This is a genomic window from Microbulbifer variabilis, from assembly GCF_052468405.1.
Genome location: NZ_CP174343.1, coordinates 1,094,572 through 1,118,238 on the forward strand (window position 1 = coordinate 1,094,572; position 23,667 = coordinate 1,118,238).

Genomic DNA, 23,667 nt, shown 5'->3' on the forward strand with positions numbered 1-23,667 from the left:
TTTTACTGAGAATGAAAAGTTAGAATGTAAGTGGCTAAATCAGTAGCTTTTATTGGTAAAGGTTGGTTACTTATATTCTCTGAGCGAAAAGTACATTAAATAGCCTCCTATATTGTTCTTTATCTGATTTTTCCTTGAGATACTTCACAGAAGCTGGCGGCGTACTACTGGGTCAGAGAGTAAGAGTACACTGCACTCGAGAAGCGCTGTGAATACACTCTTTTAAGCTTGAAATCGGTATCCATGCCTCATACGATCCTGAACGCAGTGTATTCCCTCTTTCCCTCTCACCAGCCACCTATAAGCCTATTCCCCAGTGAAGCTCATCGTTGATGTCGGCCATCCTATGCTTAATCCATGCCCACCCAATTGAATTAGCATCAGACTAGTCAAAACTTTTATCTATTTTAATTCGAAGCCAAGAGTACCAATATTTACTGAGGTTATTGCCATTTTCTTTTGATGGGTGTCCAGAATTGATTTGTACCTTTAGAACACCTAGTAGGGTATATGTAAAAGTGATTGATCATCAACTAAATATTACCGACAGGGTATAAAAAATAAAATTTGCTCTGCATGGGTACATGTTTGAGGAATTAAATAATTCTATCTTGAATGAAGGGGGCTTATAGCTTTTCCATTTCATTATAAAATTATATGCTGTAGAGTTTTCAAGTTGTTTTAGTGGCTTTAATAATGGATCTATTTAGCCATTCTTTTGGTCGTAATTCGAGTAACAATTTCAGTGGTTTTTTTGACGGCCGGATGGTCAAAACTATCCAGCCGGGCTCTCAGATCAGCTATCAATATCTAATGATAGGCTCTTTAGGTTATGGATGACTTGCCTCCCATTTTCCTTCCTCAGCAATATCAGAGTAATGCAACCAGACTTGATCCACTGATACAGATTCTTTTGCTTGTACTAACTTTGTATTTTTATAAGGACTGGTGGGTACAGAGAATTGATATACGCCATTGGTCTCTGCGTGACAGATGGTCATACCTTCACTCCAGATTCCCTGTGAGCTAGTGATATACCAGTCACCTTGGGCATTTTCACAAGCAAAGGATTTTATCTGAGTGCAATTCAAATCGTTGAAGCGGCCGTTGGCTCTGGATAGTGCGCAGTCTTCATTGCTTGTACTGCCAGCATTGTTCGGCTCATTGACATCCCAGCTCCATACAGCTGCTGCGATTCTGTCCGAATTTGTATTGCCCAACATATCCAGTCCGGTAGAATTTAGGCCACATTCCATAAGTATCAATAATTCGCTGGCATTAGTGGTCTTATCATCGCTGCCCCCGGATAAATTTGTCCGATCCTCTGAAACTGACATTATGCCACTCTCTGGGTTTTCCGGGCAGACACCATTGAGAACCTCATTGCGATCGTAGGAAAGTCCACCTTCGTGATTCTTGAACACCAGGCTTTGATAATTATCATCATTACAGGCGGAATTCCCAGTAAAATAAACTTGCTTGCCTGCATTTAAAATATCTCTATCAGTAAGGTCTGCTGGCACCTTACTGCAGCCCCCGTTTGGGCGATAGACCAGCTCTCCCATAGACTCTTCCACTCGTGCTATAAATTCATTGTGCTCTCCATCCATTTCATCTTGAATTTTTATCTCTATGACTTGATCTGGATTTTTGTCAAGCCAACTTTTCACTTCATTGAGCCCTTGAATTAACCTGCGATCAAATGAACTGCATCCCCAATGATTGGATGTGCCATGGCAAAGCAGGAGTTCAGTTTTCCAGGTGCTGAAGCTAAAAAATTCATGCACATCGAAGTTGATTCTGCGAACGCCCGCTTCTAGTTGATCGTTCAAGGACAGCTTTTGATTTGGATCTACATAGCGGAATGCATTGGCATACTCCTCAGCGTTAAAGGAGTTGTGTGTTCCCAGTCTGAAACCTTCTCTTAGCGGTACATCGAGATCTATATCGTTTTGAATCTTAAGCGCACGGATACGCCAATCGTTAGAATCAAGTGTGAACTCTCCCGCGGAAACAGATAGGGAAACAATAAAGTTAGTCAATAATAAGGTAGAAAAGGTGGTTGTTTTGACTATGTTATTCATCGATTAATCCAAGTTTATTCCGAAAATTGGTGGATGTGTGAGTTGGAAAGTGTGGCAAGAAATTGAGAAGTTCAGCGGGATTTCTATATCTTAAACTGAAAATAGCCTGGCTGATTTATCCGTTTCCTTGGAAAATATCTACAACTTTTAATGTAAGCTTTCGATGTCTAATTAAATTAAACATCTTTGGTATTATAAAATGTTTATTGATTTTATGTTGTTGGCTTTAAGGTTTGTTGTATCCTTTGTTGAAAGAATTAGTCATTTTTGTGGGCTTGTTGGCGTTATGGCAATATAGTAGGCGACAATTAACTTTAAGAATCTAACATGTCTTTAGTTAACGTAATTGAGCGGGCCCTTAAAGCCTTTGCTGACTTCGTTTGAGGGCCTCGATTACTTATCTTATTGTTAATCCGGCGGATAAATCGTTTAATTATGCCGCGTACTTAATTGATTTATGTCGGAAATAGGCTGCTACACACGCGGGCTTTTTTGTAACATTCTCATATGAGAAAGTACTTTGCTTTTCAGTTTCTCCATGAGTCGGGCTGGCATACTACTGTGAATGCCCCCCTTTAAGGTTACAATTCAAATACTCATCTGGATTCAGTTCAGGTGAATATGATGGTAAATAATAGATTTCTATCTCATCCTCGTGCTCTGCCAGTCAAGCATTAATGACTCGTGTATGGTGGACCCTAAGATTGTCCAGGATGAGATAAGCTTTAAGTTCCGATTTTTTGGTTAATCGCTTGAGAAAGTCAATCAGCCTATCGGCATTCATACTTCTTTCGTAAATTTGAAAACGCACTGTTCCTTGGTTTGAGATCGCGGATATCATATTGAGTGAAGTAAGCGTGGCATTCAGCTTCACAATGGAATTTTTTCCTTTTGGTGCATCGCCATGCTCATGCTGGCAATCGCTGCGAATGCCTGTTTCATCACCCCAGTAAATCTCTGCGTCTTGCTGTTTCTCATGCTGTTTAATGCCTGGGTAATCTTCCTCCATCCATTTTTAATGGCTTTCGGGTTTTGTTCATAGGCCCGTTTGGCAGGCTTCTATGGCGTAAAGCCTCGGCGCTTCAGATAATCACCGACGGTGCGAATTGGCATCTTCAAACCGCATTCAGGTTCGATTAACTCCATGACTGCCTTGCGTGCCCACAGGATATAGTCAAGCTTGAGCTGATCTGGCTGCTCATCTGAGATTTGTTTTGAAGCTTTTTTTCTCTACCGTTAGCCTGCGGTTCGTACCTTCCGGATAGCCGCGCTTTTTAGAGGCCAATGCTTTAAAGTCCTCTGCTTTACAAGCATTGATCCAATTTTGTACTACTCGACTGGAAACATCCAGTGCCAGTGTAATTTTATCGCATTATTAATATCCATTTTGATATTGTACCGAACTATAGAGATACCAGATTAGCAACCAAAAACTTTAATAGCGGTGTCTTTGTGCCTTATATAAAGGAAGAGGAACGCTTAAATTATCGAGCCGATATTTAAAATGGATTGCTATATTGACGTGGCAACACTGCTGAATACTAATCCTGGCGGCTCCTGGGTGTTTGTTATGGATAAAAATGGACGTATCTTTTGCGGTAATAAAGTCGGTGACATTCAGAATCATTCGGCATTTTTGTCTGGGCAACCAGTTGCTGCGGCAGGACATATATCTGTGGCAAATGGGAGAGTAGAACTAATTAACAATTTTAGTGGTCATTACCCACCTACCAGTAACTACATGGAGTAATTTAAGGAAGAGCTGGAAAAAACAATGTTGACCTAAGGGTGACAAAAATCCAATTTGGTATCTCTTCAAAAAATTACGCACTACGCGCAAAAAACAATCAAGATCCATTTTATACAGGGAAATGGTATCAAAGTTTTCGTGGTACAGTAATCAGGGATACTGTTGATGGTAGCTCACATACATATAATGGCCGCACTCACATTCAAGGGCAAAAACTAAGGCTTTATCCTGATGGGCCCAAGTGGCAGTGGCTTTAATGTGGGAAAGTTGAACAGGGGAATAGCGGTGGGAAGTTCGCCTCTGAATTAGTAGACTATAGTATGCGGACTAATTCTTGTTAATTGATTTTTTAAATGGCTACTTTTAAAGTCAAATTTATATGTTTTGATTAGCGTCCGAAAGTGGATGTCACTTTCGAACAGAAATTCTATTGATTGGGCCGATAAGGGATGTATTCCAATTGCCTTCTAGTCAATTATTTTTAGGTAATACTAGTGTAACTCCGAACAATTTCTTAATATCAACAACGCTTAGCCAAGCCCCAATTCACGTTCAATTTGAGCTTTCCGCCATACCGAATATTTTTGGGGGAGCTTGGCTTCCTTGGTGTTATCAGCGATGATCGCACGTCCCATGCTGGGCCAGCATAAAACGGCCAGTACTCGTGGGGCAATTACTTGAAAGACTTTGGGTGGCCCCATCAGGGTTTTTAGTTTCTGTACAAGAGGCAGCCAGGAAGCAGGGACTACCTGCTCGGCAATCGCCCATGAAGCCTGGGGTTCACTGCCTAGCTGTTTCGTAAGGGATTCGTAGCGTAGTGTCGCTGCTCGGAGAGCCGCTTGTGGAGATGCTATTATTACTGCACGTGCGCGTCGCTCTGCACATAGCAGACAGATCTCTTTGGGTAGACCACTGCGTTCAGCCAACTCTGGATTTAGTGCCCAGCCGCTGGTTTTTATATGGCACTGACATATTGAACAAGCATACTTTGGGTTGTCAGCATTAAAGAGTGAATTTACTTTCTGTGGACGTTCGCCGTTTCGCCAGTAGAGGGGATATTGATCGAAAATGGAGCTGGCAAAGTATCTTGCAAAGATTAACCAGTCGATATCGGTAACAGTTCCAAAACGGTCCTTACGCACAAGTTCAGGAATATCCAGGCTATAGAGGTGGCGCAGGCAGTGGGTGCAGGGCTTTAGTTCATCTTGTGGAAAAACTTTTTGTGCAGCAGTGTAGTCGCTACTCGCCCAAAGTGAACCTTGGTAATTGCTTAGCGATGGGCATTTAGGGGTTATATGGATTTGCCCAAAAGAATGCCCCTGCGTAGAAGGGCTTTCTTCAAGGCCAAATACAAATACCGGAATGTTACGGTAGCGCCAGCCACAGGTGAGGCTATCCAGGTCTGAGTAGTCCAGCTGAATACCAGAGCTGATAGCTTCTGCCAAACTGTTCCGACTTGGAGTATTCGTCGGTACTTTCAATAGGGGACTGTCGGCGGGAATTCCGTGATCGCTACTCTCCGGTTGACATGATGTAGCTTTCATAGGCGTGAAGCCGTGCCGCGGCTCTTGTGTTTGGTGTTTATGAATAGGCTGGAGGTTGGTTGGCTTCACAAAGCTTCCTCAAGAATTTGCAGGATATGGCTTTCAGAGTCACGTACTACCCGGAATGCCACTCTGCGAGAGCGATCCGGATCTTCTATACCATTAGCATTGAGTACAGGCCGAGCAGAGGAATAGCCTACGGCCGCAACTTTTGCGCGGACTAGTACCGCTTGAGTCGGTGGTAGCAGCGAGTGGGCATACTGCATCACCGCTCTTGATCGCTGCTGTGACAGACGCAAATTATGAAAGTAACCTTCTTCTGGTTCAGATTGTTCACCCCACTCAGAGCTTGTGTGTCCCTCTATTTGGATTGCGGCAATAGAGTCCATATATGGAGTCAGGGCAGCAATATACCTGGGTACAAATGAGGACATAATCTCTCGGGCATTGTCACTCAGAGTGAAATCCCCCGCTTTAAACAGGGCATCACTATTATTAAATGAAATGGCGAGGGTTTGCTTATCCAGGGAGGCTCCCCAGTGATCCAGGTCGTTAGCAAACTCCTGTTGCAGGGTTTGGTAGATTGCAAGTTGAGTATCGCGATAAGACTCTGCAAGCTCTCGAATCTTAGCGCGTTCATCTATTAAGGAGCGCATTACGAAGACAGCAATACAGAGAAATACCATCATCAGGCCTGCCATCATATCGGATAGGCTGATCCACTGGCTCTCGCTGGATTCGCTGTTGGAGTGGGCACTCTCAAACATGCTCCTCTCCGACGACCTGCTTCACTTGACTGTCGATACGTTTCATTTGCTGGATTAACTGGCGGAAATCCCTTGAGAACTCACCACTCAGGGTGCCTAGCGCATCACCCATCGCAGCCATTACACTCTCGACTTCGCTATGTAAGCGTTGATCCAGTAGCTCATACTGACGTTTGATGCTTACGTCTGCATTGGTCAAATCACGAGTGATCACCTGGGATAACTCAGTAATCATCTGTTGGTGAGTCTTGGCGATAAGTTGTGCGAGTTCAACCATTGATTCACGATGGCTGTTTGCAGTCTCTTGTATAATGTTGGAAAAATGTTTTGGGTCGATACTAGTAAGGACATCGGTGAGAGCAACGACCTTATTCGTCCTCTGCTCAAAAACCTTAGCCTGGGTTTCACTCAGGGAGATTAGGTGTTGAACTTGAGTGCCTAACTGCTGATTCGCTTTTTCTATTCCTTGGGTAATAGACTCAAACTTAGGTGCGATATCTGGAATAGATTGCTGCAGTACTTCAATGGATGCCTGCTGTTCATTAAGCATGACAGAGATTTGCTCGGAGTGAGTGCGCTGCTGTTCAACCAGCGAAGGAATAACGTTAAAGATCTCCGGTAATTCAGTAATACGTTGGTGCAGCTGCAAAAGGTTCTCTTGTGCACCGTTAATCTCAATCAGTAGGGATGTGGTTTGCTCACGGTAGATCGCAGCAAGCTCGGCGTGTTGCTCATGCTGATCGATTAATGCTTGCAGGGCAGGGGATACAGCCTCCAGCTGTTGAGTAAACTGCTGCAGATTATCACCCATTTGTGCGTTCAGTCCCTGATTAAACTTCTCCACAACTGAAGTTAGTGACTGTAAAACCTCTTCGCTAATACTGTGTTGAAACTTTGTCAAATCCTGTCGCTGGTCATTGATCGCTTGTAAAATATCATCTGCAGTGGCTCTGGCTGGCTGATCTTTGCTAAATATTTGGAAAATAGTGCGCAAGACCAGCGAGAGGAAAAGGCCTAAGATACTTGTCATAAAGGCGGTTTCCAGACCTTGCATAAGTTCTGAAATCGAGGTGTCGATATCAGCAAGGTCAAAACCATAGATACCAAGAATAATACCGATAAAGGTGCCCAGAATACCAAGAGCGGTCAGTAGAGATGGAGTTTCTTTTACGAAGCGTGGAAACTTGCCAAATGGGTAAAGGATCAAGGCTATAGTGCCAAGGGCAAGCATAACTATAAGAAAGGTGTCTGTTACCTGCTCAGGAGATAACTTAGTCAACCAGTGGTAGAAAAACTGGGTCATTATTGATCCTTTACAACTTTCTGCATTGTTATTTCGTGATAAAAGGGCCCGTTGGGTATTCTCCCTGTGCCCTGACTTAGAACTTTCATTTGTGGTAGAGCTTTCACTACATCGGTAATAGTGCGGAACTTTGTCTGCTTATTTCCAGCTGGTTGGATATAGGTTCCAACAAGGCCTGATGGCTGAATCTCGAAAACACCACAATTAACTGGAAGTTGCTCTTGCTTGAACAACAGAAAATGCATCACACCGTTATTGCTGAGATACTGATATAGCGTATGTGTGATTAACTGAATTTGTTCAGTGGAAAAGAAATTCAGGAGATCCCAGAGCAAAATACAATCCAGGTTTTCAGGTAGGGTGGCCTGTCGTAATGCCGCCTGTACCGCGCTATTAAAGGGTACCTTGCGGCTACATTGCCAGAGAATTGCGGAATAGAGATCTGAAATAAACAGTTCACCCACCTCACGCTGGAGGTGCTGCATATTCCTTCCGGCTTTCTTCCCTACGTCCAGAGCTTTACTGACGGGAGAGCGCTTGGTGTGCATTAATGCTTGATCAAGAGCTGTCAAAGGGAGTTCGGTAAGGCTTGTTTGTCTAAAGGCGGAGATTGCTGCTGAGGTTCCCCCCGCACGTACAGCGTTTTGTGACTTTACATTACCGTATTCAAACATCAGCTCGATAAGATCTTTACGCATGCCTTTTCTATGCAGGAGAGAGGAGCGCAGAGAAAAGTTACCCATGGTTTTCATCAGGTTGAGCGACGAGTATCGATATGAGGGTAATGGCTCCGGCAGTGCTAGGGGCTCTGAGTTAAAAGTGAAGCCGGACAAACGCTTAAAGTCAGCGGGTGCTTTAGGCATTGTGCCGGTGTACAGCATAGTATGGAAGATGGTGCCAGCTTTTAAGTGAGGTCGGATTTCCTCAATTAATTGTGCAATAAGCTCGGGTTCCATAAAGTTGAAAAGGTCCCAGCAGAGCACGACATCAAGTTTTATCCGTTGCGGCTTTCTAGTCAGGTGTTTAGTTAACCTTGTGGTTCGTGTCTGCTGGTCAAATGAGTGGATCTCAAGCAGCAGGCTACGTAAATCCTCAATAAATGTCTGGCAGGATAGTTCCAAAAAGGTTTGTGTAGTGCCAAATGAGAGACACCCTAAATCCAATACTTTACCACCTGGTTGAATCACCTCGTCCACCAAGGCGGCAATACCAAACGAATGATGCTGCAACATACTTTCACACCAAAAGCTAGAGCCCCGGCAATAGCCGGGGCTCGTATGGAGGATCAACTGAGGAAGTTAACTCAGCTCTCCTCTGTTTCCTCTTCAGTTTCCTTGGTACCGAACAGATAGTCGCTGGTATCGGATAGACGGGATGAATCACTCGCGGTTGAGCTGCTAGAAGTGTAGGAGGAATTGTTCTGGGAACGATTTGCAGGCTTATCTTCAGTTGCCGGCAGGTCTGGGTGCACCAATCGGTCTGAGAATTCCTTGTGACGTTCTTTCATTTCGGAGTCGGTATCTACCATATCCATAGAGCCGCGGAACTTACCACCGTCGTCGAGTTTGATCCGAGGGGCAATCAGGTTGCCATTTACCTGAGCAGTATTTCGGATTTCAATTAATTCATCGGCAAGTGCGTCGCCATCCAGTGTGCCTTCAACAACAATATTTTTCGCGTGGATATTTGCAGTCACTGCGCCGCCGGTACCAACAGAAAGGTTGTGGCCAACCATAATTACAGTACCGTCTACAGTGCCTTCTACATGTAGATCTTCGGTGCCGATCAACTCACCGCGAAAATTGATACCCTCACCAAGCACTGATTTGGCGCCTGAATTCGAGAGAGATGATTGCTGCTCACCAGCGCTCATGCCTGCTAGAAAAGGTGTGGAGTCATTGCTTTTGTCAGTGCTCATCTAAATAAATCTCTTCGTTGTGGAAAAAGTCAGCTATTAAATCTCTTGTAGCCAGGCCCTCGGCTGAAGTCTTATCCGTAGGCCAGCTAATACATTGAGTCGAAAAATCACGAAAGCTCAATGTGAGAACAGTGATCTCGCGATGGCAGGAGATACATGTTCATTTTTTCGCAGAAACCTGGATATCATTACGCAAATATTTTCTACTACTAGAGCTCTCTTTTTCTCCTCTCCATGCTCTTGGTATTGGAGCACTTGGCTGAATGCTAACTTCATTCAGCAAGAGGATTTACGTAGTTATGGTTTCATCCGTATATTCATCTCTGGTAGATTTTTTATACCATCCCTTAACAGCTTCAACTTTTTCACAGGTGGCTTGTGCCAAGCCAGAAATTAATTTAGGTCGGTGTGGGCATTTGCCAACAGAGAGCACACCGAGAAATTTACAAAACTTAACCCGCAACCTTTAACTGTATAAAAATAGTCCTACTACCTAATTCTAGTGACGATAAATTTCTGGGATTTCTCACCATAACGTCACATTCTTACTTTTACATTAAGGTGTAATTTGTAAGTAAATATTTACTTCTTGTTGTGGAGGGCACACTGCTTATTGTCTGCTGATGGGTATTGAGTCTTATCTGGCACATATCAATATAGATTGGATTGTTACTACCATACAGCGCGAAAGCCACCGTAAAACGGATCGGCAATCAATCAAGCTGACCTCGACTTGAATGGGCTGAATTTAGCACGGATTCCACGTTAAAAGTGTGACATAGAGCACCTTTTTGTTCGCCTTGACCTAGAGGAAGTTACATTGGTGCTTCGAATGCAGCAGTGTCAGTACCATATACTACTAAGGGGTGGGTTGCTTGGTAGGTAATATGAAATGTGGAACAATTCCTCATGCATAAGGGGTTGAAAAAAGAAGAACTTAAAAGTCTAAACCACAAAATATGGGTAGTGTCTATGCGAAAATGGGGGAAACCTATATGAAAGTTTCTGGAAATAGAAATTCCAGCAAGGAAGCACTTTCTGATCGATAACTTTTTACTCGCCCGTTGGGTGAAAAGTACATAAAATCCAGTCTCGTTTTTGGGTTGTTAAATAATGATCGGTTTGGAAAAAGGGTATTCTTTAATTAATGACATTCTTCCGAAAAGCCAGCTTGAGGTTCTTCAAAATGAGTTTGAAGATTTAAAGCTTGCTAGGGGAACTGGAGGCATACGCAATGTAGAGAAAAAGTATAGCTCTATAGCGGCCTTGGCTACATCGGACTTGATTGTAAATTTAGCGCAGAAATACTTAATTCAGCGTCCTCGATTGGTAAGGAGTATCCTGTTTGATAAGCATGAGAAGTGTAACTGGCTTGTCACTTGGCATCAGGATAAGACTGTAGCGGTCTCTTCAAAATTTACTAAGTCTGGATGGGGCCCTTGGAGTGTTAAGGATGGAGCTCACCATGTGCAGCCTCCTCTACATGTTCTTGAACAAATGATTACGATCCGTATTCATCTGGATGATACTGATGCCAGTAATGGCTGCTTGAAGCTTATTCCTGGCAGTCATCAATATGGGATTTTTCAGCAAGATGAAATATATAAATATGTTAAACTGCATAATCCGATTGCTTGTGAGGTAAAATCCGGTTCTGCATTAATTATGTATCCTCATATTCTTCACGCCTCAGATAGAGCTTTATGTCCTAAGCGCCGCAGAGTGATACACTTGGAATATAGTTGCTATGAGCTGCCAGCTGGGATTACTTGGGCATAGTGCAACTAGATTCAATTTTCAATAATGATGTACGAGTTGACACCCATTACACTACCTTGCTATCAATTAAGATGTTCGTGTTGCATGTTACCATTGTAATTAAGGTCAGAAAGCCGCGCGACGATACCTATCGGAGCGCAGTCCGCTGCTTTTACTCTCTTCTTGAAGATTGGGAAAAAAATAAGTCAACACTTAAAAATATAATTATTTACATGATGGTCGATTTTCTTGAGGGTTGGCTGGTGACCATGTTTTCCTATAAAAATCGATAATTTTTATAAATATTTTGACTAATTTAAGAGCGCTTTAAGTAGTGGCAATTGCTGATGGCTGCTTATCAATTTGTTACTTACTTGTTTCTTGTTGTGTTTTTTTCGTTTTGGAGTTGGTCTTTGTTTATTTGAAAATTTAAGATTTATTTTTTTATTGATTTCTCTGTTTGGTGGCATTTTGGCTGTTAAAATCATGCGCGGTCAGATAAGGGGTTGATTTATTTGATTGGATAGGAGGTTTTACCTTCTAAATATAAGAATGATCATGTTGAAAATGGTGAAAAATGAATAATCAAATAATAAGGTTTTTAGCTCATTGGGTGATTCTTTTTGGAGCTTTTCAAGCAAAGGCGTTTGAGCCTAAATCAGATTTATCGGTGAACTTGGAGCGTGTCCGCTATTGTCATAATTTTTGGTGCACCCGGCAGGATACTCAAACTGAGTATCTTGCTTGGGAGCAAGAAGGTGTCAGTAATACTCATCAGCTATACACTCAGATTGCAAGGTTGAGGCAGCCAGCGCGAGAAGATGTGCGGAACTTGGTATTTATTGCAGCAGGACAACAGCCTCCGGGATACGGTTCTGAAAGTGCAGTAACAGGGCAGGGGGATAACTACAAAAGAAACTGTGGTATCTCAGAAAAATCCTGTTCCCGAAACATAGATGGCCGCTCCCTTGCCCGGCAGGTTCTAGATTCAGAGCATTTTCCAGAAGATGATACCTTCTTTGCCGTAGCTTTTGATGCACAATTTAACTATTTGGTGAGTAGTGGTGAGAAATCTCGTATAGAAAGTGCCTACCTTAATTGGTTAAAGTCCAAAGCTTATGCTTCCAATCTTGAAAGCATCTACTTGGCGGGGTCATCCAGAGGTGGTTGTTTAGCAATGCGCTTGGCAAAGGCTCTGCGTAATGATCCGGACTTTCGTAACATTCGAACCATTGTTCATAGTTTTGATGGAGTCTGTAAATGGGATCAGAATGAAATGGGAGTAACTTCTTCTTTTTTCCGTAACCCGGAAAACTCAACTTATTTGAGCTACTATACTGATCTCAATGCTCAGTTCCCCTATAAAGACAATTTATATATCCGTCAACTGGCAGGCGGTGATGAAGTTATTGAATTTACAGGGGTGCACTCTTTTGTCTATACAGCAGAAGATATCAATCTAGGTTGGTATGCTCAAAGTTGGGTCAATTTGGACCATATTACTATCGATCGAGATATGTACCCAGAAGTTAGAGATCAGACCGTGGTACCATTTTTAAAGCATTTGGAAGAAGTTTTTTAATCCGTTTCGTTGATTTCAATTGATCTAAAATCCATTATTTGTATGTTTAATTGATTGGGTGTGAGGGTTGCTGTTAAGCAGCCCTCTTTACCTAACTGGAGTTTTATTTTGTAGAAGCCTAATAAGTAGGTGATTAGCTGTATTTATGCAGAGTAGCTGGTCAGTTGGTTGAGCCAATAAATGATAGTGGAGAATTCATTTTAATATAGCCAGCCTGTTCTGAAGGAAATTCCTACATATACAAATAGAACGGAGAGAAGTGTTACTGGAATTATATGATAAGCGAGAGCCTTCAGGTTTCTGGTGGACAGGTTCGGAATAATCCTGAGCCTTGCGTCAATAGCAAGGAGGAATGTAAGGCCCAATATGATTAGCTTATATGAAATAAGCCTCGAAACCGGATTTGAGAAGTTAAACCACTGGGATATATCGGGTAAGAGGCTAAAGGCTAGATAGATACCGGAAAGAATCTGTAGAAGAAGGGCGGGGATACCAATTTTCTCATAGCTGCTTTCAAACCTTGAGATAAATTCTATATCCTGACTTCTTAGGGCGGAAGGGAGGATTGTGCATGCCAGCACCAGATGCCCTCCAGTCCAAACAGTTGCACCTAGTAAATGCAAAAACAGTACTACCTCGTACATTTCTATCCCATTATTTGATCCTTTTAAGCACTATATCTATATATGATATTGGTGCCCACCAATTTCTTGGATCGTTATGATGAATATTATTGACGTATCGTTAGAGGGATTACTTCATGCGAAAAATGAGGTGGAAGTTGATGTAAGTCAAGAAGATAAGTTGGATTTTGTAGTAAGAGTCTACTAACTAATAATGCCGAGATGTCATGTACTTTGTGCATTAGTATTTAAATAATTTTCCTTACCCAACCCATTCGATAATTGCCTTACCCTGACAGGGGGGCTCATCTATTGTTATAGGTTTTTAGGTCTATGCCAATAAGTGCGTAACAGTAAGAAGCGAAGCAGGCTGGTATTTAACAAAATACTAAAAGCTTCTTTTCATGTTTTAGAGGGTTTTACTCTCTTGATCAGCCAGTAAAGATATGTGTTGCGGGGACTACTTACTGTAGGGCTACTTGTAATGAGTCAAAACTAAGAAATCCTTACTTGGCTCCCAATAGTTGATAAATGATGCTTAAAAAAGGAAAAAGTCAATTGTTCGCAATTTGGAAACTTCAGGTGCTCAATATAGAAACAATAATATTTGACCGAGTTCATAAAATAAAAAAAATGCTCTTACAATTTTATTCCAAAATAAGTGTGATTGGATCTGTAGAGAATAATATGAACCAGCTCTCTAAGCTTCTAATAGTTATTGTTTTGTCTGTTTTCGTAGTTGCCTGTAGTGGTGGTTCTAGTGACAACAAAAACAGTAATCCAGAGGTAACTAACAATGGTGGTAATACTGGGCCTAACCCAGATCCAGGCCCAGGCCCAGATCCAGGCCCAGATCCAGATCCAGATCCAGACCCAAACCATGGGGTCATTAGTGGTGGGGAAGGTTACGTTAGTGAAGATAATGTAAAGTCTGCTACTGGCATACTGATTGATAGTACAAACCCAAATAGAATTTTTGAGGAAGTTAATGAGTGGGGGAAATACGGTCGCCTCCAAGTTCTCTCAGATGGCACCTGGGCATATACTTTGGATAGTAATCTTTCTGATCCGCTTAGTGAAAATGAACTTGCTACCGATGAATTTTCAATAGCTGTGGGAGCTGGAAATGACTTTACAGTGATTGTTATCGAAGTAACAGGTGCCGATGATGCCTATACTTTCGAACCAGACTCCCCCCTGGCGACATTAATTGTAGGGAGCAGGGAAAGTGCCAATGGCATTTTGTCGCTGCATGATGTCGATGGTAATACGCCGAGCTTTTCAGAGAAAAATATAGAAAGCACTTATGGTAATTTTAACATTACCAATAGTGGTGATTGGGAATATATCCTTAATGATAAGGCGGATAGTATAAAAAGTGATGACTCAGTAAAAGATACTGTTAATTTCCAGTTAACAGATGGTGCTCAGCAATCTGTTACATTTTCTATAGTGACTGCAGACCCCAATGGGTCTGGCCCTTTTGAGCTTTCACTGGATCAAAAGCGGGAAATGCTTGATAGGCATAATCACCTTCGTCAGCGGTGTGCCAGTGGTCAATCTGGAGAAGGAGAAGGGCCTAAAACTGCTGGAAATATGCAAACTCTTTTTTGGGATAATGCCTTGGCTAAGATGGCGAAGGAGCGGGCATCGGCCTGCTATTTTGGACATCTAGGCGACTCTGCAGGTATTAGAGACTCTTTTGATAAAGTAAAAAGTGAAGTATCTTTTGTATTGCCCGGGGGTTACGTTGAAATTGGTGAGAATGTAGCCATTCATTTTACCAACCCTCCAGCATCTCAATATAATGCCGAGCAATGGGCTGGAGCGGTTCAGGCTTGGTATGATGAGAGCTATGCATATAATTGGGAGACTGGGCAGTGTCACGATGACACCTGTGGACATTGGGCTCAAGTCTGCTATGGGGAAACTCGCTATGTTGGATGTGCGGTTGCTGAGTGTGACAGTATCAATGGTGTTGATGATCCTGCATATAATGATGGCGCACATGTCACAGTCTGTAATTATTTCCCCGCAGTCGATAAGTCTGTGTTGCCTTTTGTAGATAATTTTGGGTTTGAAAATTGCAGAACTTGCCTCAATTATGATATGCCCTTTTGTGCAGATAATATGTGCACTGGCGGAATATCAAAAAATTGGAATGCATCAGGTAAAACCGACAAAAATATTGATCAGTGTACAGATGGCTTAGGCAGAGATATTGTACCTTGCAAGTTTGGAGATCATCCACCACCCGCAAAGGTTAGTGGCTTTAAATATAGGATAGATGGAATGCAAGTGTTTCTCTCCTGGAATCACACTATTGAAAATGACGGTGTGCTCCATTACGAGTTATCTCGTGATGACGAATTGCTTGTAAATACCCGGGAACCTTCATACAAAGATTCAGGTTTAGAGTTGGGGAAAAACTACCGCTATAAAGTCATTGCGGTGGATCATTCTGGTAGAAAAAGCCAAGAGCCCGCCTTCCTTGATGTTACGATAAGTAATAATTAGGTGCTTTATAAGCAGATTTTAAATACGACTAATGAGTTAATGGAAGGGAAATACGGATATTTTCATCGAAAAGGCCATTATCGACACTGCTGCTAATAAAGCATAATCAAACAGGCCGCCCCTAGTAAATTTGCACCCCAATATAGTACTTGGTATGGATTTCCTAACTGCCAATAGCCAATTCTAGATAGGCGCAATGCGCTTTTGTGGGGCGCAACCTAAAATAAACAGGTTTTCTAACCTCAACAATAAAGAGTTGGGTTTTATTTTGAAAAAAGTATTATATATCTGCGTGGCTGTTCTTTTAAGTTTAAATGCCTATGCTAGCAATGGAAAAGTGCTTGTTGTCGTTTCAGCAGCTGACCATTTGACCCTAAAAAATGGTGGTGTAGTCGAATCTGGGTATTTTGTGAGTGAGCTATCAGAAACCTTGAGGCAGCTGGAAGCTAATGGATATGAATTTGATATTGCCACACCAAAAGGGAAAACTCCTGTAATTGATGGTTTTGGCTTGCAAATGTATTTTTATAAAGCATCAGTGGTATCAAATTGGCCTCAGTACACTTTAAACCCTAAGATAAAAGCCGAGGAGGAGCGCTTAAAAGATATCGCTACAGCAATGAAATATTTCGGTAGGCTCAAGTTTGCTAATCGTTACGCAAATGACGAAGTATCTGCTTTTCTAGATGATGTTGAATACAAAATGGAGCAGCAGCAACTTACTGAAAAACCTTTGCTCACGCTGGAGTCATTGACACAATCAAAATCTTTAGAAAAATATGATGGAATCTATATTCCGGGAGGTCATGCGCCAAAAACAGATCTTCTGTTTAGCGAGGAGCTGGGGAGTATCTTAACATATTTCCATGAAACCCAAAAGCCGACTGCTATAATTTGCCATGCTCCGATAGTGTTGTTGACAGCAATGGAAGGTATCTATGATCCATTTATCCCCCTAAGTGAAGAACAAAAAAATAACTTCATTTACAAAGGATACAACATTACACTGGGTAACAAGTCTGAAGAGCTAATTCTTGAGAACTTTCTTTATTTAAAAGGCAGTCGCCTAGAGTATTACGTTGCAGAGAAAGCAAGAGAGGCTGGTCTTAAAGTAAGTAATTTTCGTGTGCCCTCAATGTCGCAAGTAATCGAAGACAGAGAGCTGGTCACTGGAGCGAATCCGTCCTCGGTATATTCACTGGCAGATAAATTTATTTATAAGTTGCAAAATAGGCAGTAGCTTACCCAGTAGGCGCACTTCATTAGCATATGCGGAATCACGATATACTAAAGTGGAGCGATCTCCTTTAATGCGTTCCTGAGTAATTTCTTACCTTGACGGTTACAGTTGTAAAGCGCAACTCTTGTGGGTGAACGTTGCCTAGCAAGACCTAATAACTGTAGCCTTCAAGACCTATCCTATGGGATAAGCCTGCCACATACAAACTTGCCCGATTTCAAGGAAAAATTATTTTTTAGAAAGAGCTCATCCCGACCTGAATTTCCTGAAACAGCTTTACGACAGCTTGGTATTTTCTTTCTGTGCGGAAGCAGATAATTTTCTTGTATCATTACTATCCATTTAAGTATTATACAAAGCCACAAAGCCACAAAGCCACAAAGCCACAAAGCCACAAAGTTGCCGGGTTGCTAAGAAGTGATTCCTTTCGGTTATTTTATTAAAGCTTAAATATTAAACCTAGATGGTGAGTCGCTTTGTTATCCCTGTAGTTCGAATCATAACGCCCACAGCTATTGTTTTGTAAATTTTGTAAAGGGCTGCGACCATTCCGATGGCTATCATTTGCAGCCTTCGCGACCGGTAAAGACATTGCGGAATTATGTGCGGACCTCCTTGAGCTTCAATCTTTCTAATGTCGCTTTAGATAAGTTTAATTCTATTTAATGGCACAAGTCAGCAGATGAATAACTGATAGGTTGATATATTGTTCGTTAATTAGAAACCGGTTGTTGTAAAATTTGAAACAATAATCTATTACCAGCTCTTTACTTTAAAAGATTCAATCCGTTATATTTTTATGTATGTTGTTGTTTTTATACCAATATTATTTTTAATATTAGGATGAAATTATTTATTCTCTATTTTTTTGTTATATTTGAGCTGGCCGGCTTAAGTTAATATTATTTTTGTGCCATTGGGGTCTCTTTAGGTTACATATCTATTGCATCAGGGTTTAGATGTTTTTTCATAGGAAATGTAATGCTCTATTGATAATTAACTTTCTCATTAATTATTTTTATTCGGTGTTAAGGGCGGGAGATCTTGTTCGGCATATCCTTTTATCAAAAAAATTAAATTTAGGATTTAGTTATGAATTTTAAGAGAGCCGGCCTGTATATCGTGTATATCATGCTTCTATTTAGCCTAATTATGCCCACGTACGCTCATGCAGGCATATGGGATAATTTCACAAGCTGGATTGCTGAAACCTGGGATAAAGTTGAGGAGAGTGCTGAAGAAACTATCGAAGATGTGGTTACTACAGTAGAGGATGCCGCAACTGCCTCTGTAGGATTCTTAGTAGACACTGGTGAATGGCTATATGATGGCCTGACAAATTCAGTTGAGGGGTCACTTGATTTTTTCTTTGGGGTAGCTGATAACTCAGTTACTGCACTAAATTATTTTGGCCTTGATGTCGATATATCTGATTGGTTTAGCACGGGGCCCCGAAACTCTGAAGATGGCGCACAGCCGTGGACTTTAGCAGACTACGATACTGGATCATACCCAGCCTATCTAGCAGCCTTTCGTGAGCGCCAGGCGGCCTATATAGAGCGAGTTTTCGATTCAGCGAGAGAGGAGCCAAATAATGACCACATGGTTCTCAGGGCTTATCTTGGTTTGCCCTTGGATAGGGCAGCATTGGCTCAGCGATTAACAGAACTTTTCACTCCGGGCAAGCATGCTTATAAAAATCCAGACATGCAGTTGATTCTATATATTCGTGTGTTGGCGGAGAGTGATGAGTACGATGACTTGATTCTAAATGAAATTAGTAAGCTCCCTTATTGGCAGGACGAAGACACCGAGCAAGTACGTGTGTATACCTCTGAAAATCATGTGCTTATGTGGCTTTCCACTAGCTGGTTGTTATGGGAAATGGAGGGATGGAATATTGGGGGCGGGCCAGAGAAAATCAAAGAGCGCCTTATACGTTATTTAGAAGTTAAAAGACGATATGGTGTTTATGAGTCTACTTCAAATACCTATAGTGGATTTTCGATATCCGCGCTATTAAATCTTTACGACTATGCCAAGGATCAGGAGATTAAGGAGCTAGCCGGGCAGGTCGCATTAATATTTCTCAATGATATAGCTATGGTGACAAATGATCTTGGCGCTGCAACGGCTGCAGATTCAAGGTCCTATGCGGGAAGCTATGGAGGAGTAAACACTATGAAAAATAGCTTCTCAGAGTATATGGCTTTAGTCACCGGCATGGGTCCACAGGAATTTACCGCTGGTAACCATATAGATATATTTGCCATGACTAGCCTTGATGTTAGCAGTGTTGCTTATAATCGTCTGGAAAAACTAAGTGGCGAGGTCAATATCAGCTATTACTCAGGCCACCCCATCACTGAGGTGGATTCGGTGTGGGCAGGTCTAGATTTGCAAGATAAGCTTATTTTTTCCCAATCTGCTGGTGCTTATGCTCACCCTGAACTGCTTGACGAAATGTTGGAATACTACCTGACGCCTGTTGCCGGATTAAATTTCTTTTTTGAAGATATTATCGTGGAATCTAATCTAGCAGATGATTTGGTGGATATGTCTGGAGTCCTGCTTACGGAGACCAGTGCGCCTTTTACTACCAGTTCTATAATTTCAGAAAAAACCTTGGATCTCTATCGCCATGGTGTAGTGCAGTTGAGCTCTTACCAAGATTACCATGCGGGCAATGCCGGTTGGCAACAACAGCCTTGGGTTGCCACAACCGGCACGCTTCAGGTTACCACACGTTCAGGAGCGGGAAATGGTGGTTGGAAAGCTGGTGGCCAGAATATGATGAATACGAACTTGCCCTATATCAAGCAAAACAAGAATGTGGCTCTGGTTTTGTACAAGCCGGCTATGGAGTTGCGCTTTATGGATGGCGTAGGTAACGCCACGGATTTTCTACCGATTGATGACTTTGTTACGGAATCAGTTAATTTAACTTGGCCAGCTGATATGTTTGATGAAACATCCAGCTTCAATAACTGGTTATTTGCAAGAGAAGGGGAAGGTTACGTAGCTGTCTATCGTCATTGCCAGGATACAAAAACCTTTATAGATCACGGAAAAACTATAGAGATTTTCAGCTGCAATGACGACGAGCAGGTTTGGGCAACCGTTGTTGGTAATACTCAGACTCATGGAGATTTTAGTAATTTTATATTCACAGTTTCACAAGCCAAGATCCAGAGCAAGTGGCGTTGGAGTTGGGCAGATAAGCGACATGTATGGGAAACTACTCTCGAGGTAGACGGAAAAACACTGGGTTACAGTTGGGAAGCCAATGTTGATGATTTAACCGACCAGGAAATGTGGAATCTGGCGGGTGCCAATAGCTCATCTACCATAGAAACGGCATCTGTACGTGGTTACCAGGTAAATGATGTAACTAGTAATTTGACTCGTACAGGCCAAGGTAACTGTGAAAGCTCCAATGATATTCTTCTACATCAAAATGTGAGCTACCATGGTTCTGATCCAATTATTTCACAAATATCGGAAGACGCTAACGGCGAGTGCTTTCTGCTGAATGTGGAGGAGCAATCTTTGGATACTGAAACTGACCACGGCGGCGAGCAAATCGATGTGGTGCATTTTCAGAATCGACGTTTTGTTGGAGGGGAAGCGGATAAAGTCTATGCCGTAGACCACGAATGGACCACAGTTCAGCTGGATTTTAGCTATACCAACCCCGTGGTATTCACTTCTGTCATTGGTATCGCCGGTCCCGACCCTGTTACGACTGAAATTCGCAATATAACCTCCAATAGTTTTGAGGTTCGGGTAGCAGAATTTTCATGGAATGATGGTGTTCACTTGCCTGAAACTCTGCATTATGTGGTGATGGAAGCCGGCACTTATACAACAGCTAATGGCGCTGAAATTCATGTGGATGCTGTATTGCTGGAAGATAATCTAACTGGTACCCCTGAGTTTCAAACCGTAGGTATTGATTTACAGGATTACTTCCTAGTAAGCCAAGTGCAAGGCAAGAATATGAATGAAACAATTGGTACTCGTATCAAGGATAAACAAACAGGTTCTTTTGACATTAGTTTAATGGTGCAAGAGGCCCACAAAGAAAAAGGAGAAAATCTGCAAGCCGTAGTGGGCTATATAGCTATTGGTAAACCCGCGGTTAAATCAATGAAAATTGCTTTAAGGGGCCACCATGGTAAATATTTGACCGCAACTAATAATGGTGGTAGTGGGCAAACAGTCAATGCCAATGCTTCAACAATCGGAAGCCATGAGACTATTATTCTCAGCGGTAATAGCAACCAGCAGGGCTGCTTTGTCGATGGTGACGATGTGTGGCTGCAAACCACCGATGGTTATTATTATGGTGCCCAAGAATGGGGAGCACTTGATGTAGCCGTTTCTGCCAGATATAGCTGGGAAACATTTAAATTAATTAATCATACGGACAGAACAGGCTGTTTGGAGGATGGTGATCGGATCTCCTTATTCAATGTCCGACATGGTAACTATATTGTTGCTGAAGAAAACGGTGGTGCAAATGCAAATCGCAAGAATCTTGACATATGGGAGATGTTTACTGTACATAACCTGATCGTGAACTGAGCAGTACGAAAGGGCACCTCAACTTGATGTGATGGGGTGCCTTAATTGATTGTACAAACCTCCTTCTGGATTGGATTTTTGCACTCAAACTAAATGAGCCCTTCATATAGGAGATAGGAGAGCTTACTTGAGTGAGGATTTCTATACGAGGACAGCTGGTCTGAGCCTGTGAATCTCTTAACTTCCAAACTTGGATGCCGACTACTCCTTGTATTGGCATTGATGATAAGGCTTCCACTTCTCCATTAGCATTAAGGGGATTTCGGAGCTTATCTTTACCTATGAAACCTGGATAGCCGCAGGTGACGGTACCTTCGGTGACTGGATGCAGTGTGAAGCTGGCGAACTGAACTGACTACTGATTTAATTGGGTATGTTAAAAGATTTCTGCATACCCAGGTTAACAGGCAGTTATACTGTAAGGCGGTCGGTCTTTGGTCAATCTTAAGACCGATGCCTTTGCCTACTGCAACAATACTCTACTTTATTCTTGACTCCTGAGAGTCCGAATAAAAAGCAACACTTAAAAGCTTGTTTGTTTCCATTCATTTACAGCATTCAGGGAAAATTTCTGTCCAGTGTCACTGCTGTTGCACTTATAAATTTGAAGTTGTTCTCCATTGTCGGCACTTGCCCCTGGTGTATCAATGCAGTATTGCCAGTCTTTGTCGCGATTTTGAATAATCCCGTTTTCCTGTACCTGCCATTTTTCTGAGTTTCCACCATCGCAATCCCAAAGGTGCATTTTGTCACCATTGTCGGCAGAGCCTGAGTTGTAATCGGCACAGTATTTATTGTTGCCTTTAGGTCTTAATTGCCCCTCAGCGGTGTAGACAAACTGTTGTTCGTTGCTCGAGTTGCAGTTGGCCAAAGTAAGGTTGGAGCCATTGCCATAGCCTTGAGAAACATTCATACAGAGATTTGGATTTTGAATGGACTGGATGCGAAAATAACCAGGTAGGCTTCTTCGCACACCGACAAAGGGTATGGCTTGGCTGGTATAGCTCGGCGTGTCATTGACAGTATTTGGATCCATGCCAATAGCGGTAGCGCCGTGTGCAACCGCGATATAGGAATAGCCAAAATCTCTATTGCTGAAATCGCCAGAGCTGCTCCACAAATGCATCAATTGTTTACTGTTCGCCGCTTCATTGGCTGTTATTTGGTAATGATCGCCGGCTTTTACATTACCGCAAAATATCCTCTGGGAGCTGCTGGAATCCATGGAGTCTATATTGCCAGAAAACTCTTCAGGATCGGCAGTATCTACATCAGGGCAGAGGAAGGCATGTAGAGGGTAGTTATCCAGCGCCGATTCCATACGACCATTGACATTACCCGATTGCCCCCCAGTGAAAATTACCAGAACTTTTTTACCATTAGTGAAAAGCTCGCTGATAGTAGGCCAGCCGATATTCTTTAATGTGCTGCGATAATTCGTTGAAGTTGAGCTTTGTTTAAGGTGATTGACCATATCCTGGTAGCTGAACTGAAGACCCCCCAACTCTTGCTTGATATATTGATCCAGCAGATAAATTTCATCCGCATACCATGCTGCAAACCAATTGCTATTCGGCTTCATGTCAATATACAGCATCAGTGGGGCATCAAGCTCATTATTGGCAAGCCATGCCTTAATGTCGTCCAGGCAGTTTTCCAGACGATCATCTCCGCCGTTACTTTTACACATATGATTGCCGATATCACTCTGACCATGGGCGACATAGGGGCCGTGGCTGCTGCCTTGCCATGGGCCGTGATCAACTACATCCAGTTCAAGGGAGCGGAAGCCCTTATCCAGCCAGTCAGTTAGTGTTTCCCCACTGGCTAAGCGCTCATAACTATTATGGGGTTGCAGGTAGTAAAGCTGATCAATGCGATGGCTGGATTGTACTTGGTCTGCTACGGCCAGTATTGTGCTAGCAAAAGCTGAAGAGCTTAACAGTGTCGTAGCTGACAAAATAAGTTTGCTGATGAAGGGCTTCGACATTGGG

General features: G+C 42.4%; 15 protein-coding genes and 1 pseudogene. 6 read left to right on the plus strand and 10 right to left on the minus strand.

Going from position 1 to position 23,667, the window contains the following annotated elements; all coding sequences use genetic code 11:
- Positions 1 to 830: 830 nt before the first annotated feature.
- From ACJJJB_RS05335 to ACJJJB_RS05345, 3 genes and pseudogenes are all read right to left on the minus strand, one after another.
- Complete coding sequence (locus ACJJJB_RS05335; protein WP_445365841.1) at positions 831 to 2,084, minus strand: phosphoinositide-specific phospholipase C-related protein; 1,254 nt, start codon at positions 2,082 to 2,084, stop codon at positions 831 to 833.
- Positions 2,085 to 2,640: 556 nt separating this feature from the next.
- Positions 2,641 to 3,093 (minus strand): annotated as a pseudogene (locus ACJJJB_RS05340) (IS630 family transposase).
- 50 nt (positions 3,094 to 3,143) lie between these two features.
- A complete protein-coding gene (locus ACJJJB_RS05345) occupies positions 3,144 to 3,293 on the minus strand; it encodes a winged helix-turn-helix domain-containing protein (protein ID WP_353375466.1) in 150 nt (49 codons plus the stop codon).
- A 295-nt stretch (positions 3,294 to 3,588) separates the two neighbouring features.
- Between ACJJJB_RS05345 and ACJJJB_RS22155 the strand changes: the two genes are divergently transcribed.
- Entirely contained in the window at positions 3,589 to 3,834 is a 246-nt protein-coding gene (locus ACJJJB_RS22155; protein ID WP_020414881.1) for an IQM protein middle domain-containing protein, read from the plus strand.
- Between the two features lie 530 nt (positions 3,835 to 4,364).
- On the opposite strand, the gene ACJJJB_RS05350 is transcribed toward ACJJJB_RS22155, so the two are convergent.
- From ACJJJB_RS05350 to ACJJJB_RS05370, 5 genes are all read right to left on the minus strand, one after another.
- Positions 4,365 to 5,378 carry a hypothetical protein gene (locus ACJJJB_RS05350; RefSeq protein ID WP_445365842.1) on the minus strand — a complete coding sequence of 338 codons (1,014 nt, stop codon included), beginning with the start codon at positions 5,376 to 5,378 and terminating at the stop codon, positions 4,365 to 4,367.
- A gap of 65 nt (positions 5,379 to 5,443) precedes the next feature.
- Positions 5,444 to 6,145: an OmpA/MotB family protein gene (locus tag ACJJJB_RS05355; RefSeq protein WP_020414883.1), complete on the minus strand. Its 702-nt coding sequence runs from the start codon at positions 6,143 to 6,145 to the stop codon at positions 5,444 to 5,446.
- Positions 6,138 to 7,448: a MotA/TolQ/ExbB proton channel family protein gene (locus ACJJJB_RS05360; protein WP_445365843.1), complete on the minus strand. Its 1,311-nt coding sequence runs from the start codon at positions 7,446 to 7,448 to the stop codon at positions 6,138 to 6,140. Before ACJJJB_RS05360 ends, ACJJJB_RS05355 begins: the two co-directional genes overlap by 8 nt.
- Positions 7,448 to 8,680, minus strand: coding sequence for a hypothetical protein (locus ACJJJB_RS05365; protein WP_445365844.1), 1,233 nt, complete (start codon positions 8,678 to 8,680; stop codon positions 7,448 to 7,450). The genes ACJJJB_RS05360 and ACJJJB_RS05365 overlap by 1 nt, the downstream gene beginning before the upstream one ends.
- Positions 8,681 to 8,751: 71 nt before the next feature.
- A complete protein-coding gene (locus ACJJJB_RS05370) occupies positions 8,752 to 9,366 on the minus strand; it encodes a bactofilin family protein (protein ID WP_020414886.1) in 615 nt (204 codons plus the stop codon).
- A 1,113-nt stretch (positions 9,367 to 10,479) separates the two neighbouring features.
- On the opposite strand from ACJJJB_RS05370, the gene ACJJJB_RS05375 reads away from it, so the two are divergent.
- Positions 10,480 to 11,145, plus strand: coding sequence for a phytanoyl-CoA dioxygenase family protein (locus ACJJJB_RS05375; RefSeq protein WP_444901845.1), 666 nt, complete (start codon positions 10,480 to 10,482; stop codon positions 11,143 to 11,145).
- Between the two features lie 556 nt (positions 11,146 to 11,701).
- Complete coding sequence (locus tag ACJJJB_RS05380; RefSeq protein ID WP_444901844.1) at positions 11,702 to 12,706, plus strand: hypothetical protein; 1,005 nt, start codon at positions 11,702 to 11,704, stop codon at positions 12,704 to 12,706.
- A 200-nt stretch (positions 12,707 to 12,906) separates the two neighbouring features.
- On the opposite strand, the gene ACJJJB_RS05385 is transcribed toward ACJJJB_RS05380, so the two are convergent.
- Complete coding sequence (locus ACJJJB_RS05385; protein ID WP_444945286.1) at positions 12,907 to 13,350, minus strand: CopD family protein; 444 nt, start codon at positions 13,348 to 13,350, stop codon at positions 12,907 to 12,909.
- A gap of 510 nt (positions 13,351 to 13,860) precedes the next feature.
- Between ACJJJB_RS05385 and ACJJJB_RS05390 the strand changes: the two genes are divergently transcribed.
- The 3 genes from ACJJJB_RS05390 (at position 13,861) to ACJJJB_RS05400 (ending at position 21,673) form a co-directional block, all read left to right on the plus strand.
- The gene (locus ACJJJB_RS05390) at positions 13,861 to 15,846 is read left to right on the plus strand and encodes a VCBS domain-containing protein (protein ID WP_445365845.1); all 1,986 of its coding nucleotides are present in this window, start codon (positions 13,861 to 13,863) and stop codon (positions 15,844 to 15,846) included.
- A 196-nt stretch (positions 15,847 to 16,042) separates the two neighbouring features.
- Positions 16,043 to 17,086: a DJ-1/PfpI family protein gene (locus tag ACJJJB_RS05395; RefSeq protein ID WP_444945284.1), complete on the plus strand. Its 1,044-nt coding sequence runs from the start codon at positions 16,043 to 16,045 to the stop codon at positions 17,084 to 17,086.
- Between the two features lie 1,092 nt (positions 17,087 to 18,178).
- On the plus strand, positions 18,179 to 21,673 hold the full coding sequence (locus ACJJJB_RS05400; RefSeq protein ID WP_444945283.1) for a fascin domain-containing protein: 3,495 nt from the start codon (positions 18,179 to 18,181) through the stop codon (positions 21,671 to 21,673).
- A gap of 523 nt (positions 21,674 to 22,196) precedes the next feature.
- Here ACJJJB_RS05400 and ACJJJB_RS05405 read toward each other — a convergent pair.
- A complete protein-coding gene (locus ACJJJB_RS05405) occupies positions 22,197 to 23,663 on the minus strand; it encodes a ricin-type beta-trefoil lectin domain protein (protein WP_445365846.1) in 1,467 nt (488 codons plus the stop codon).
- Between the last annotated feature and the right edge of the window lie 4 nt (positions 23,664 to 23,667).

What these genes read in the sequence shown, in the direction of transcription:
- ACJJJB_RS05375 (WP_444901845.1), top strand. Translation starts at nt 10,480, where the DNA reads ATGATCGGTTTGGAAAAAGGGTATTCTTTAATTAATGACATTCTTCCG.
- ACJJJB_RS05390 (WP_445365845.1), top strand. Translation starts at nt 13,861, where the DNA reads ATGATGCTTAAAAAAGGAAAAAGTCAATTGTTCGCAATTTGGAAACTT.
- ACJJJB_RS05360 (WP_445365843.1), bottom strand. Translation starts at nt 7,448, where the DNA reads ATGACCCAGTTTTTCTACCACTGGTTGACTAAGTTATCTCCTGAGCAG.
- ACJJJB_RS05365 (WP_445365844.1), bottom strand. Translation starts at nt 8,680, where the DNA reads ATGTTGCAGCATCATTCGTTTGGTATTGCCGCCTTGGTGGACGAGGTG.
- ACJJJB_RS05395 (WP_444945284.1), top strand. Translation starts at nt 16,043, where the DNA reads ATGCGCTTTTGTGGGGCGCAACCTAAAATAAACAGGTTTTCTAACCTC.
- ACJJJB_RS05380 (WP_444901844.1), top strand. Translation starts at nt 11,702, where the DNA reads ATGAATAATCAAATAATAAGGTTTTTAGCTCATTGGGTGATTCTTTTT.
- ACJJJB_RS05355 (WP_020414883.1), bottom strand. Translation starts at nt 6,145, where the DNA reads ATGTTTGAGAGTGCCCACTCCAACAGCGAATCCAGCGAGAGCCAGTGG.
- ACJJJB_RS05405 (WP_445365846.1), bottom strand. Translation starts at nt 23,663, where the DNA reads ATGTCGAAGCCCTTCATCAGCAAACTTATTTTGTCAGCTACGACACTG.
- ACJJJB_RS05400 (WP_444945283.1), top strand. Translation starts at nt 18,179, where the DNA reads ATGAATTTTAAGAGAGCCGGCCTGTATATCGTGTATATCATGCTTCTA.
- ACJJJB_RS05350 (WP_445365842.1), bottom strand. Translation starts at nt 5,378, where the DNA reads ATGAAAGCTACATCATGTCAACCGGAGAGTAGCGATCACGGAATTCCC.
- ACJJJB_RS22155 (WP_020414881.1), top strand. Translation starts at nt 3,589, where the DNA reads ATGGATTGCTATATTGACGTGGCAACACTGCTGAATACTAATCCTGGC.
- ACJJJB_RS05370 (WP_020414886.1), bottom strand. Translation starts at nt 9,366, where the DNA reads ATGAGCACTGACAAAAGCAATGACTCCACACCTTTTCTAGCAGGCATG.
- ACJJJB_RS05335 (WP_445365841.1), bottom strand. Translation starts at nt 2,084, where the DNA reads ATGAATAACATAGTCAAAACAACCACCTTTTCTACCTTATTATTGACT.
- ACJJJB_RS05385 (WP_444945286.1), bottom strand. Translation starts at nt 13,350, where the DNA reads ATGTACGAGGTAGTACTGTTTTTGCATTTACTAGGTGCAACTGTTTGG.